At 72.2% G+C, this 12,430-nt stretch carries 10 protein-coding genes; 6 read left to right on the forward strand and 4 right to left on the reverse strand.

Annotated elements, in window-relative coordinates:
• Positions 1–34 precede the first annotated feature (34 nt).
• Positions 35–967 (forward strand): NAD(P)-dependent oxidoreductase, encoded by a 933-nt coding sequence (locus tag HNR57_RS15845; RefSeq protein WP_184560642.1) that lies wholly within the window; start codon positions 35–37, stop codon positions 965–967.
• A gap of 3 nt (positions 968–970) precedes the next feature.
• On the opposite strand, the gene HNR57_RS15850 is transcribed toward HNR57_RS15845, so the two are convergent.
• Entirely contained in the window at positions 971–1,861 is an 891-nt protein-coding gene (locus tag HNR57_RS15850; RefSeq protein WP_184560643.1) for a LysR family transcriptional regulator, read from the reverse strand.
• Positions 1,862–1,962: 101 nt separating this feature from the next.
• Between HNR57_RS15850 and HNR57_RS15855 the strand changes: the two genes are divergently transcribed.
• Positions 1,963–2,328 (forward strand): YybH family protein, encoded by a 366-nt coding sequence (locus tag HNR57_RS15855; RefSeq protein ID WP_184560644.1) that lies wholly within the window; start codon positions 1,963–1,965, stop codon positions 2,326–2,328.
• Positions 2,329–2,428: 100 nt separating this feature from the next.
• Here HNR57_RS15855 and HNR57_RS15860 read toward each other — a convergent pair whose 3' ends face one another.
• Positions 2,429–4,483: an RICIN domain-containing protein gene (locus HNR57_RS15860; RefSeq protein WP_184560645.1), complete on the reverse strand. Its 2,055-nt coding sequence runs from the start codon at positions 4,481–4,483 to the stop codon at positions 2,429–2,431.
• A 277-nt stretch (positions 4,484–4,760) separates the two neighbouring features.
• Between HNR57_RS15860 and HNR57_RS15865 the strand changes: the two genes are divergently transcribed.
• A complete protein-coding gene (locus HNR57_RS15865; protein WP_184560646.1) occupies positions 4,761–5,756 on the forward strand; it encodes a LacI family DNA-binding transcriptional regulator in 996 nt (331 codons plus the stop codon).
• Positions 5,757–6,048: 292 nt separating this feature from the next.
• Here HNR57_RS15865 and HNR57_RS15870 read toward each other — a convergent pair whose 3' ends face one another.
• Together HNR57_RS15870 and HNR57_RS15875 are read right to left on the reverse strand one after the other, a co-directional pair.
• The gene (locus HNR57_RS15870; protein WP_184560647.1) at positions 6,049–7,497 is read right to left on the reverse strand and encodes a DEAD/DEAH box helicase; all 1,449 of its coding nucleotides are present in this window, start codon (positions 7,495–7,497) and stop codon (positions 6,049–6,051) included.
• Between the two features lie 153 nt (positions 7,498–7,650).
• Positions 7,651–7,854: a cold-shock protein gene (locus tag HNR57_RS15875; RefSeq protein WP_003991681.1), complete on the reverse strand. Its 204-nt coding sequence runs from the start codon at positions 7,852–7,854 to the stop codon at positions 7,651–7,653.
• Positions 7,855–8,202: 348 nt separating this feature from the next.
• Here HNR57_RS15875 and HNR57_RS15880 point away from each other — a divergent pair, with 348 nt between their 5' ends.
• From HNR57_RS15880 to HNR57_RS15890, 3 genes are all read left to right on the forward strand, one after another.
• A complete protein-coding gene (locus HNR57_RS15880; RefSeq protein ID WP_184560648.1) occupies positions 8,203–10,410 on the forward strand; it encodes an MMPL family transporter in 2,208 nt (735 codons plus the stop codon).
• Positions 10,411–10,520: 110 nt separating this feature from the next.
• Positions 10,521–11,756, forward strand: coding sequence for a sensor histidine kinase (locus HNR57_RS15885; RefSeq protein WP_184560649.1), 1,236 nt, complete (start codon positions 10,521–10,523; stop codon positions 11,754–11,756).
• The gene (locus HNR57_RS15890; RefSeq protein WP_184560650.1) at positions 11,753–12,430 is read left to right on the forward strand and encodes a response regulator transcription factor; all 678 of its coding nucleotides are present in this window, start codon (positions 11,753–11,755) and stop codon (positions 12,428–12,430) included. Before HNR57_RS15885 ends, HNR57_RS15890 begins: the two co-directional genes overlap by 4 nt.

Genomic DNA, 12,430 nt, shown 5'->3' on the forward strand with positions numbered 1-12,430 from the left:
AGATCAACTGTTCTGCACACCAGAGGAGTTCACGATGACTTCGTACAGCGCTTCCGCCGCCCCGGCGCATTCCGCCCGGCGGCCCGCCGGTCACCCGGCCCCCACGGTCACCGTCCTCGGTCTCGGCCCGATGGGCCGTGCCCTGGCCGGCGCGTTCGTCGACGCGGGCCTTCGCACCACCGTCTGGAACCGCACCCCCGGCCGGGACCGGGAACTCCTCGACCGCGGTGCGGCGGGCGCGGCGTCGGCGGCGGAAGCGGTGGCGGCGAGCGAGGTGACCGTCGTCTGCGTGGTGAACTACGACGCCTCCGACGCCGTGCTGCGCCAGGACGGGGTCGCGGCCGCCCTCAAGGGCCGTACGGTCGTGAACCTGACCGCCGACACCCCGGCCCGGGCCCGCGACACCGCCGCCTGGGCCGCCGGGCACGGCGTCCGCTACCTCGACGGCGCGATCATGACGCCGACGACCACCATCGGCACGCCCGACGCGGTGTTCCTCCACAGCGGACCCGAGGACCTCTACGAGGAAGTCGCCGCCGTACGACAGGCGTTGGGCGGTACCCACACCCACCTCGGTGCGGATCCGGGCCGGGCCGCCGCCTACGACATCGCGCTGCTCGACATCTTCTGGACGGCGATGGCGGGCTACGCGCACGCCCTCGCGGTGGCCCGGGCCGAGGGCGTCACAGCGACCGAACTGGCGCCTTTCGCCCAGGGCATCGGCGCCATCCTCCCGCCGCTGTTCGCGGAAACCGCCGCGGACACCGACGCCGGGACATACTCCGGCGACGGCAACCCGCTCACCTCGGCCGCGTCGTCCATGTCCCACATCGTCCACGTCTCCGAGTCGCACGGCATCGACGCCGGTGTCATGCGCGCGGCCGAGGGCATGGCCCGCCGCACCATCGGGCTGGGCCACGGGCAGGACGGCTTCATCCGCATCGCGGAGGTCATCGGACGGCGCTGACCGTCACGCCTGGCCGCCGGGCTCGCCGAACGCCCGCCGGCAGTGCGTGAGGAGCTCCCGCACCGCGGGGCTCCGCCCGCTCCGCCAGACCAGGGCGAGCAGCGCCGGTGCGTCGACGTCGTCGATGGTGCGGACGACGACCCGGTCGCCCCGGCCCGCGGCCATCGACTCGCTGAGGACGGCGACGCCGAGCCCGCGGGCCGCGAGGTCCACGACGGCGTCCGCGGCGCCGGCCTGCAACGCGATCCGGGGCCGCAGGTCCCGCGCGGCGCAGGCACCGTCGAAGACGGTCCGCAGGCCGGTGCCCGGGGGCATGCACACGATCGGATGAGCGGCGATGTCCCGCAGTACCACGCGCCGCCGCGACGCCAGGGGGTGGCCGTCCGGAACCACCACGACGAGCCGCTCGCTGATGATCGTCAGGCTCTCCAGCCCGTCGGGGGCGGCAGCCGTCCCGACGAGGGCCACATCCACCGTGCCGAGACGGACCGCTTCGGCGAGCCGGTCCGAGTTGTCCTCCAGCAGGGAGATCTCCACGCCCGGATGAGCCCGGTGGAACCCGGCGAGGGCGTCGAACAGGGGCGTGACCGTGCAGCCGATGACCATCCCCACCACGAGCGTGCCCCGGATCAGGCCGGTCACCTCACCCACCGCCTGGCCGACGGCCCCGGCCGCGGCGAGCGTCGCACGGGCGTGGTCGAGCGCCGCCCTGCCCGCGGCGGTGAGCGTCACGGTGCGCGCGGACCGGTCGAAGAGCTCGGCGCCGAGCTCCCGCTCCAACTGGCGGATCTGGGCGCTGACCCCGGACTGGCTGATGTGCACCCGCTCGGCGGCCCGGGTGAAGTTCCGCTCCTCGGCGACCGCGACGAAGTACTCCAGCTGCCTCAGTTCCATGACTGCTGATTCTAGTTCTGATCAGATTCATCTGTTGGACTTCTGATCACCGCGGGGTGAGGCTGGAGGCACCGAGGAATCCCGATCCCAGGAGGACCCCCGTGCCGGAGTACGAGAAGGCCATGCGCCCCGAGGACATCACGCGCCTGTTCGTCGAACGCTCCAACGCCGGCGACGCGGCCGGAGTCGCCGCGCTGTACGCCGAGGACGCGGTTCTGGCCTACCCGCCCGGCGAACGCACGGTGGGCCGCGAAGCGATCCGCACCCTCTGGGAGAAGGTCCTGGCCGACCGCCCCCGATTTGAACCGGAAGAGCCGCTGCCGACCCTGGTCCACGGCGACATCGCCCTCACCTCCACCCCGCCGAAGGACGGGGCGGGGGCCCGGGCGCAGGTGGTCCGCAGGCAGGCGGACGGAAGCTGGCTGCGGGTGCTGGACCAGCCGGAGTTCACTCCGCCGGCCCGTTGACCCGACACCGCAGGGGCAGGACACGACGACGCCCCCGCCCGCCATCGGCATCCGATGACGGGCGGGGGCGCGGAGAGAGGGCCGGGCGGGACGCGAAGCGCTAGCCGCCCGTCACCTCGGTGACCCTCCAGCGCTGGTTGGAGCCGGAGTTCGGCTGCCAGACGCCCACGGAGGCGCCGTCGTTCGTGGACTGGCCCCCGACGTCCGGGAGCTGGCCCGTCGCCGCGTTCACCAGCGTCCAGGTGCCGTCGCCGGTCGTGGACGCGATCCACTGCGCGGCGGCGTCGCGGCGGCCCTCGTCGGGTTCGGCGACCAGGGCGCCGTCACGGACGGCCAGGCGCTTGTCCGCGCCGGTCTCGGTGAGGACGTAGCGCTTGCGGTTGTCCTCGCCGCGGATCTGCTCCACCCGCCACTGCTGACCGCTAGGGTCGGACGCGTTCGGGGTCTTGATGACCAGGCCCGTGCCGTTGCCGGCGATGGTGAGGTCCTTGCCGCTCTGGACGCCGGTCAGGCGGTAGGTGTGGCCCTTGCGCAGCTCGGCCGCGTCCTTCGCGACGCCGGAGACGCCCTTGACGAGGAAGGACGTCACCGACTGGGCGGGCACCGTGAGGGTGGCCTGCTTGCCGGTCACGTGGACGGGCTTCTGCTTCTCCAGCTTGCCGTCGGCGCTGGTCACCACCGGGGTGACCGTGGCGCGGGAGGAGACCCGGCCGAACTTCGACAGGTCGAGCGTGACGTCGTGCGCCTCGGTGGCGCTGTTGACGTGGACGACCGTCGCCGCGTCGCCCTTGCGGGAGACCGCCGCGGTGCTGGACGTGTCGTTCGTCTTGATCAGCCGGTCGCCGGGCTTGATGAAGTGCGTGAAGTTGCGGGCCGTGTCGAACTTGGTGTTGGTGTAGATCGGGCAGGACTGCAGGGTGTCCTTCGAGGTGCAGCTGAACGGGAGCTGGATCTCGCCCCAGTTGCCGCCCTTGGCGGACTCGCCGCCCGGCTTCATGTTGTCGTAGTCCTCGACGGGCTGCCAGAACACCCAGGCCTTGGGCTCCAGTTCACGCAGGTCGTCCACCATGCGCTGGGCGAGGCCCAGGCCGGGCCGCATGTCCGTGAAGCTCTGGCCGTCGCCCCAGTCGCCCTCGACCTCGCTCATCCACAGCGGCTTGTCGGCGGCCTTGGCCAGGTCGCGGACGGTGGTGCGCTGGCCGGTGCCGTAGGTGTGGACGTTCATCTGGGCGACGAGGTCACGGACCTCCTGGGGGTAGGAGTTCCAGTTCGTCGCGAAGGTGCCGGGGTTGGTCTCGTCCATCGCGGATATCTCCGCGTGCGAACGGGACTTGTCCAGGACCGGGGCCAGCGCGCGGAGCACCTTCTGCTGGAGTTCGGGGCCGATGTGGGCGCCCTCCTGGCGTCCGCCGACCGGCTCGCCGTCCGGTCCGAGCTTGGTGCCCCAGTAGTTGGTGTTCGGCTCGTTGAACGGGTCGAGGGTGTCGACCTTGATGCCGTGCGCCTTCTCCAGCCGCTCGGTCGCGCCCACCAGGTACTTGGCGAAGTCCTCCACGGACTCCGGCTTGAGCTGGTCCTTGCCCGCGTCGAAGTTCCCGGAGACGTAGCCGCTCTCGGTCATGAACCAGGGCGGGGAGTTGCTGAAGGTCTCCCAGTGGGTGATGTCCTTCTTGATGCGGTCGACCCACCAGCGCTGCGTCTTGTCGGCGTGTCTGTTCCAGTCGGCCGGGTCGTCCGCGTCCCACCAGTCGACGTCCTCCCGGGTGGTGCCCGCCGGGGCCTTCCACCAGCCCTCGACGGCGCCGCCGGCCCGCAGGTAGTCCTTGACGTCGGGGGCGTTGCCGCCGCCGATGTTGTAGCGGGCGATGTTCAGGTTGAGACCGTCGTCGCCGAAGAGGAGCTTGTAGAGCTTCTCGCGGACCGCGGGCGGGTAGTCGCCGGTGGCGTTCGCGAACCAGACCAGGCTCGTGCCCCAGCCCTCGAACTCGTCCCCCGCGTAGGAGGGGTCGGGCCGGACGGTGACGCCGGCGGCCGCGGCCTGAGCCGGCTCGGCGTGCGCGGCGGGCAGGGTCGTCGTGGCCAGGAGGGTCCCGGTCGCCACGGCGGTGACGCCGATGGCCCCCAGGAGCCTTCTCTTACGGGTGCGGTGTGCCATTTCGAGTACTCCAGCTCGTGCGACCGGTGCGGGCTTCTGGTGCGGTTTGACGCCTTCTCGTACGATTCCGACTAGGCAATGTTTACGTAAACATCCACTGGCGGGATGTCTACACTGTCCGAATCTCAGGGGTCAAGGACTCGTTCCGGACCGAAAATTGCGCCGGGTGCGCGGCGAGGGGAACGAGGGGCAGGTGGGCGTAGTGGACGGGGAGAGCGAACCGGGGGGCACGAGCCGTACGAGAAGGCGTGCGGTCCGGCCCCGCCAGGGCGCGTCCATGGCGGACGTCGCCCAGCTCGCCGGGGTCTCCTCCCAGACGGTCTCCCGTGTCTCGAACGGCTTCCCGGGCGTCACCGAGGACACCCGCGCGCAGGTCCTGGCCGCCATGCGGGAGCTGGGCTACCGCCCCAACAGCGCGGCCCGGGCGCTGCGCCGGGGCGAGTTCCGCACCCTCGGCGTGATCACCTTCTCCCTCTCCACCATGGGCAACATCCGTACCCTGGAGGCCATCGCCACCTCTGCCGCCGAGCACGGGTACGCCGTCACCCTGTTGCCGGTGGCCGTCCCCACCCAGGACGAGGTGAACGGCGCCTTCTCCCGGCTGGGCGAACTCGCCGTGGACGCCGTCATCGTCATCATGGAGATCCACCTGCTCGACGCGGCGACGGTGTCCCTCCCGCCCGGCGTGCAGGTCGTGGTGGCCGATTCCGACGCCGGCGACCGCTACACCGTCGTCGACACCGACCAGGCGGGCGGCGCCCGGGACGCCGTACGGCACCTCCTCGATCTCGGCCACGACACGGTGTGGCATCTGGCCGGACCGGAGGGCTCCTTCGCCGCCCAGCGCCGCGCCAACGCCTGGCGCGGCACACTCACCGAGGCGGGCCGCACCCCACCGCCCCTGGTCCGCGGCGACTGGTCGGCCGAATCCGGCTATCGGGCGGGACTGCTCCTGGCCGACGAGCCGGAGTGCACGGCGGTCTTCGCGGCCAACGACCAGATGGCCCTGGGCCTGCTCCGCGCCCTGCACGAACGCGGCCGCCGCGTCCCCGGCGACATCAGCGTCGTCGGCTTCGACGACATCCCCGAGTCCGCGTCCTTCCTCCCGCCGCTGACCACGATCCACCAGGACTTCGCCGAGGTGGGGCGGCTGTGCGTGGAGGGGGTGCTCAGCAAGATGCGGCGGGACGGGGTGGAGCACGGGACGACGACGCTGGTGCCGACGCGGCTGGTGCGGCGGGCGAGTACGGCGGCGCCGCGGCGCGAGCGGTGAGGCGGCGGCACGCTCTCGGAGGCGACGGGCCAGGCGCCGTCCCGGCGCGTGACCTCGCGGGCCGTGTGGCGCCGGGGCTGCGGGCCGCGTCATCGGCCTTGACGCGGCCGAGGACGTGGCCTTCGACGCGGACGGGCGCTGCTGTGTCAGCGACGACCGGCTCTTCGCCCCCGGCCTGGCCCCTCGCTTCGCCGGTCTCCCCGCGGCCCCGGACGGCTCCCTGCTCGTGTCGTCGAACGGGGAGGGCACGGCGCCGCGGCTGGCGCCGAACTCCTGGACCCGGAGCGCCGGTTCAGCGGCGGCGGCCCCGGGACGGCCTGCCCCGCCGCCCGTTCGAGGCGGAACCCGTGCGCGCGGGCGGCTTCTCGGCGGCCGGCGGGGTGAGGACGACAGGCACGCCCGAAGGCTCCTGCGCCCCGGTGATGCGGCTCAGTTCGGCCTCGTCCGAGCGGACCCGGGTGACCTGCGGGGTGATGCCGGCGTCGGACATCAGCCGGGTCATCTCGCGCCGCTGATGGGGCAGGACCAGCGTGACGACGGTGCCGGACTCACCGGCGCGCGCGGTACGGCCGCCGCGGTGCAGGTAGTCCTTGTGGTCACCGGGCGGGTCCACGTTGACGACGAGGTCGAGGTTGTCCACGTGGATGCCGCGGGCGGCGACGTTGGTGGCCACCAGGACCGTGACCTGGCCGTCCTTGAAGCGGGCCAGGGTCCTGGTCCGCTGCGACTGGGACTTGCCGCCGTGCAGGGCCATGGCGCGCACGCCGACGGCCAGCAGCTTCTTGGCGAGCCGGTCCGCGGCGTGCTTGGTGTCCAGGAACATGATCACGCGTCCGTCGCGGGCGGCGATCCGGGTCGTGGTGGCGTGCTTGTCGTCGTCCTCCACGTGCAGCAGGTGGTGCTCCATCGTGGTGACGGCGCCCGCGGACGGGTCGACGGAGTGGACCACCGGGTCGTGCAGGTAGGTGCGGACCAGCCGGTCGACGTTGCGGTCCAGGGTGGCCGAGAACAGCATCCGCTGCCCGCCGGGCCGCACCTGGTCGAGCAGGGCGGTGACCTGCGGCATGAAGCCCATGTCGGTCATCTGGTCGGCCTCGTCGAGGACGGTGATGTCGACGTGGTCCAGGCGGCAGTCGCCTCGGTCTATGAGGTCCTTGAGGCGGCCGGGCGTGGCGACGACGACCTCGGCGCCGGTGCGCAGCGCGTTCGCCTGCCGGCCGATCGGCAGGCCGCCGACCACCGTGGTGAGCCGCAGCCGCAGCGCGCGGGCGAAGGGGGTGAGGGCGTCGGTGACCTGCTGGGCCAGCTCGCGGGTGGGCACGAGGACGAGGGCCAGGGGCTGCCGGGCCTCGGCCTTCTGCCCGTCGACGCGGGCCAGCAGGGCGAGCCCGAAGGCGAGCGTCTTGCCCGAGCCGGTGCGCCCGCGGCCCAGGACGTCGCGGCCGGCCAGCGAGTTGGGCAGCGTCGCGGCCTGGATCGGGAACGGCGCGGTCAGGCCCTCGGACCGCAGCGCGGCCTTGAGCCGCTCGGGCAGATCGAGGGCGTCGAACGCCTCGACGGCGGGCAGCGCCGGGGTGACCGTGGCGGGCGGTGTGAACTCCCGGCTGGGGGAGGGGCGGCGTCCGCCGCGTCCGCCGCCCGCGGGCCGGGCGGCACCACCGGCGCCGCCGGACTTGCGGGGCCGGTACCCGTTGCCGCGGGAATGGGGGGAGCCGTTGTTCTTGCGAGCTGTGCGGTCCATGGGGAACCTTTCCTCGATGCGGCACGCGTCGAGGAATGCGCGGCGGCGCCGGAGGGCCGCAGGATTCGCAAGAGTTGAGCCGGAGAAGTGCAAAACGAGCCGGGGCCCGCACCGCGAGGGTGCGGGCCCCGGTTCAGGGCGTTCGCGTACGCGTCAGGCGGGAACGATGTTCTCGGCCTGCGGGCCCTTCTGGCCCTGCGTGACGTCGAAGGTGACCTTCTGGCCTTCCTGGAGCTCACGGAAGCCAGAGGTGGCGATGTTCGAGTAGTGGGCGAAGACGTCCGGGCCGCCACCCTCCTGCTCGATGAAGCCGAAGCCCTTTTCCGAGTTGAACCACTTCACGGTGCCGGTAGCCATATGAATCTCCCTTGAGGGCAGTACTCAGGGCCCGCACCTTGCGGGCCCGTAGTCGCCGATCTGATCACCCTAAGGAGATCCGAGAATCCTCGGAAACAAAAAAGAGTGCTCGTCGACAAAAGGTCGATAGAGCACTCGAAGTCTCTGGGAACCAAAACTGCAACGCCAGCCAAGGTAGCACAGGCCCGGCCGGATGGCTCGGCAATCTCGTACCCGGGGTGGAGTGGCCCGCCCGTTCGTACTGCGTTTCGAGTACCGGAGATTGTCGGCAGGCGCACGACGACGGGACGACCCGCTCACGGACAGGCTTGGCCCCACGTCCGACACCAGATGTGGAGACCTCCTGCCGTGGCTGCTTTCCTGTATCGACTGGGCCGTATGGCCTTCCGGCGGCGCTGGTACGTCGCCCTGGTCTGGGCGGCCGTCCTGGCCGCCGTGGGGCTGGGCGCCCTCAAGGCGCCGGGGGCCGCCGACGAGGAGTTCTCGATGCCCGGCATCGAGTCCCAGAAGGCGTTCGACCTGATGGAGCAGCGCTTCCCCGGCGCCACGGCCGACAGTGCGACGGCCAGGGTCGTCTTCATCGCGCCGGGCGGCGAGAAGGTCACGGCCGCCGGGAACAAGAAGTCCATCGAGAAGGCCGTGGCCGGGCTCGGCGACGGCACGCAGGTCGCGACCGCCGTCGACCCGTTCGCGGCGAAGACGATCAGCAAGGACGGCACGACGGCCTTCGCGACGGTCACCTACAAGGTCGGTGCCAACGACCTCACCGACGCCAGCCGCGGCCACCTGGAGCGGACCATCGACCAGGCCCGGGACTCCGGGCTGACCGTCGAGGCGGGCGGTACCGCGCTGGCCGCCGAGGGCGGGCCGGGCGGCATGGCCGAGGTGATCGGCGTCGCGATCGCCGCGGTCGTGCTCCTGATCACCTTCGGTTCGCTGGCCGCCGCCGGGCTGCCCCTGCTGACGGCCGTGATCGGGGTCGGCGTGAGCATGGCCACGATCCTCGCCCTGTCCAGCGCACTTGGTCTGTCCACGACCACCGGCACCCTCGCGATGATGCTGGGCCTTGCCGTCGGCATCGACTACGCCCTGTTCGTCGTCTCCCGCTACCGCGAGGAGCGCGCCAAGGGCCGCACGCCGCAGGAGGCGACCGGGATGGCCGTCGGTACGGCCGGTTCCGCGGTCGTGTTCGCCGGGCTCACCGTCGTGATCGCGCTGGCCGGCCTCGCCGTGGTCGGCATCCCGATGCTCACCAAGATGGGGCTGGCCGCGGCGGGAGCGGTCGTCGTCGGCGTGCTGATCGCCCTCACCCTCGTCCCGGCGCTTCTCGGCTTCTGGCCGAACGCCGTGCTCACCCGCAAGGCCCGCAGGAGCGGCCGGATCGAGGACAGCACGGGGGCCAACGCCGGCACCCGCTGGGCGCGGTTCGTGCTGCGCCGCCCCCTACCCGTCCTGCTCCTCGGCGTCGTCGGCCTCGGCGCCCTCGCCCTGCCCGCCGCCGATCTCCAGCTGGGCATGCCCGGGGACGAGGCCAAGCCGACCTCCACCACCGAGCGCCGGGCCTACGACGCGCTCGCCGAGGGCTTCGGGCCGGGCTTCAACGGGCCGCTGACCATCGTCGTGGACGCCAAGGGCGCCGCCGACCCGAAGGCCGCCGCCGACACGATCGCAAAGGAGATCGGCGGCACCGAGGGCGTCGTGTCCGTCTCCCCGGCCCGCTTCAACGACGCCGGCGACACCGCCGTCTTCTCGGCCGTGCCCGCCACCGCGCCGACCGACGAGAAGACCAAGAACCTGGTGACCACCATCCGGGACGAGCGCCCAGGCATCGAGTCCGGCACCGGCGCGAGCTACGAGGTCACCGGCACCACCGCGATGAACATCGACATCGCCGAGAAGGTCCAGGCCGCGCTGATCCCGTACCTGGTGGTCGTGGTCGGCCTGGCGATCGTGCTGCTGCTGGTGGTCTTCCGGTCCCTGCTCGTCCCGCTCAAGGCGGCCCTCGGCTTCCTGCTGTCGGTGCTGGCCTCCCTCGGCGCGGTCGTCGTGGTCTTCCAGCAGGGCCACGGCGCCGAACTCCTCGGCGTGGAGCAGACCGGCCCGATCATGAGCCTGATGCCGATCTTCCTGGTGGGCATCGTCTTCGGCCTCGCGATGGACTACGAGGTGTTCCTCGTCTCCCGGATGCGGGAGGCCTACGTCCACGGTGAGTCGCCCTCCCAGGCGATCACCTCCGGCTTCCACCACAGCGCCCGGGTGGTCGTGGCCGCCGCCCTCATCATGATCGCGGTGTTCGCCGGGTTCATCGGCGAGAGCGACTCCATGATCAAGATGATCGGCTTCGGGCTCGCCTCGGCCGTCCTGTTCGACGCCTTCGTCGTACGGATGGCGATCGTGCCGGCCGTCCTCGCCCTGCTCGGCGACAAGGCCTGGTGGCTGCCGAAGTGGCTGGACCGGGCGCTGCCCCGCGTCGACGTGGAGGGCGAGGCCCTCAGCCGGCCGGAGCGGGAACAGGCCCCGGACACCGCACCCGATCTGGAGCCGGCCCGCACCTGAGGAACCCCCCTCGCACAGGGCCGCCCGTGGCGAAGGACACGGGCGGCCCCTCGGGCGTTCCGGCCCGAGGTCGACCACGATGGTTCCAGCCCCACCGACCGGAGAGCCCCATGAGCATCCCCCTGGAGCGCCGCTACGCGGACCGCCTGGAGGAATTCGCCGAGCAGCACCCCTTCCTCGTCGACCTGGCGATGGTCCTGGGACTGATGGGCTGCGCGACCTTCGGCACGTCCCTCTCCCTGCCCAGCGCCGACCCGCCGGCCCAGGACAAGGCGGGCGTCGTCCTCATGGGTGTGGCCTGCCTCGCCCTGCTCAGGCACCGCGCGAACCCGCGCACCGCCGTCGTGATCACGGCGGGCTGCACCGTCACGGCCGTCGCGATGGGCTACCTGCTCACGCCCCTGCTGCTGGCACCGGTCATGGCGGCGCTGTACTGGCTCGCCACCCTCACCGACCGCAGGACCACCCGCGTCTACGGCGTCGTCACCATGATCGCCGTGATCGTCGCGGCCGTGTTCACCGACTCCATGGACCACCTCTCGCTGCTGCTGAGGACGATCGGCCCGTTCTTCTGGCTGATGCTGCCCCTCGCCGCCGGCAACATGACGCGCCTGCGGCGCGCCTACCTCCAGGCCGTGCAGGCCCGGGCCGAACACGCCGAGCGCACCCGGGAGGAGGAGGCCCGGCTGCGCGTCACCGAGGAGCGGATGCGCATCGCCCGGGAGCTCCACGACGTCGTGGCCCACCACATGGCCCTGGCCAACGCCCAGGCCGGCACGGCCGCGCACCTCGCCCTCACCCGTCCCGAGCAGACCCAGAAGATCCTCAACGACCTGACCGGCACCACGTCCTCCGCGCTGCGGGAGCTGAAGGCCGCCCTCGGTCTGCTCCGCCAGGACGGCGAGATCCCCGGTTCGGGGCCGCTGGACCCGTCCCCGGGCCTGTCCCGGCTGCCCGAGCTGGTCTCGGCGTGCGAGTCGGCGGGCCTGGAGGTCACCGTCCACACGGAAGGGGAGCCGCAGCCGCTGTCGCCCGGCGTCGACCTGACCGCGTACCGGATCGTGCAGGAAGCCCTCACCAACGTCACCAAGCACGCCACGGCCGAGGCCGCGCGCGTCCTCCTCGCCTACACCGGCTCCCGTCTGCTGATCACGGTCAGCAACGACGGCCCCAGCAAGCCGGAGGCCGCCCGGGGCCGCGGCTTCGGCGTGATGGGCATGCGCGAACGCGCCCTGTCCATCGGCGGCGAACTGTGCGCTGGCCCCCGCCCCCAGGGCGGCTTCGAGGTCACCACCGCGCTGCCCCTGCAACCCTCCGTCCACCTCGCGGAAGGAACCACCCCATGAGCATCAGGGTGCTGCTCGCCGACGATCAGGCCCTGCTGCGGGCGACCTTCCGCATCCTCATCGACTCCTGCCCGGACATGGAGGTGGTCGCCGAGGCCTCCGACGGCGCCGAGGCGGTCGGGCTGACCCGCGAGCTGCGCCCCGACATCGTCCTGATGGACATCCGCATGCCCGGCACCGACGGCCTCACCGCCACCTCCGAGCTGTGCGCCGACCCCGAGCTGTCCGCCACCCGCGTCCTGATCCTGACCACGTTCGAGACCGAGGACTACGTCGCCCAGGCCCTGCGCGCCGGCGCCAGCGGCTTCCTCGGCAAGGACGTCACCGCCGACACGCTCCTGTCGGGCCTGCGCACGGTGGCCTCCGGCGAGGCCCTCCTCTCGCCCGTCGCCACCCGCTCCCTCATCACCCGCTTCCTCATGGCGCCGGCCTCCGGCACCGGCCTCGCGCCCCCCGAGCGCCTCGCCGACCTCACGGTCCGCGAACGCGAGGTGATGGCGCTGGCCGCGGAGGGCAGGTCCAACGCGGAGATCGCCGAGGACCTCACGCTCAGTCCGCTGACCGTGCGCACGCACATCCACCGGGCCATGACCAAGCTGCACGCCCGGGACCGCGCGCAGCTGGTCGTCATCGCCTACCAGACCGGGCTCGTACGGGCGACGCCACCGGCGTGA

The sequence above is a fragment of the Streptomyces paradoxus genome (assembly GCF_014202475.1).
Lineage (GTDB): Bacteria > Actinomycetota > Actinomycetes > Streptomycetales > Streptomycetaceae > Streptomyces > Streptomyces paradoxus.

What these genes read in the sequence shown, in the direction of transcription:
- HNR57_RS15850 (WP_184560643.1), bottom strand. Translation starts at nt 1,861, where the DNA reads ATGGAACTGAGGCAGCTGGAGTACTTCGTCGCGGTCGCCGAGGAGCGG.
- HNR57_RS15875 (WP_003991681.1), bottom strand. Translation starts at nt 7,854, where the DNA reads ATGGCTACCGGCACCGTGAAGTGGTTCAACTCGGAAAAGGGCTTCGGC.
- HNR57_RS15845 (WP_184560642.1), top strand. Translation starts at nt 35, where the DNA reads ATGACTTCGTACAGCGCTTCCGCCGCCCCGGCGCATTCCGCCCGGCGG.
- HNR57_RS15870 (WP_184560647.1), bottom strand. Translation starts at nt 7,497, where the DNA reads ATGGACCGCACAGCTCGCAAGAACAACGGCTCCCCCCATTCCCGCGGC.
- HNR57_RS15885 (WP_184560649.1), top strand. Translation starts at nt 10,521, where the DNA reads ATGAGCATCCCCCTGGAGCGCCGCTACGCGGACCGCCTGGAGGAATTC.
- HNR57_RS15890 (WP_184560650.1), top strand. Translation starts at nt 11,753, where the DNA reads ATGAGCATCAGGGTGCTGCTCGCCGACGATCAGGCCCTGCTGCGGGCG.
- HNR57_RS15860 (WP_184560645.1), bottom strand. Translation starts at nt 4,483, where the DNA reads ATGGCACACCGCACCCGTAAGAGAAGGCTCCTGGGGGCCATCGGCGTC.
- HNR57_RS15865 (WP_184560646.1), top strand. Translation starts at nt 4,761, where the DNA reads ATGGCGGACGTCGCCCAGCTCGCCGGGGTCTCCTCCCAGACGGTCTCC.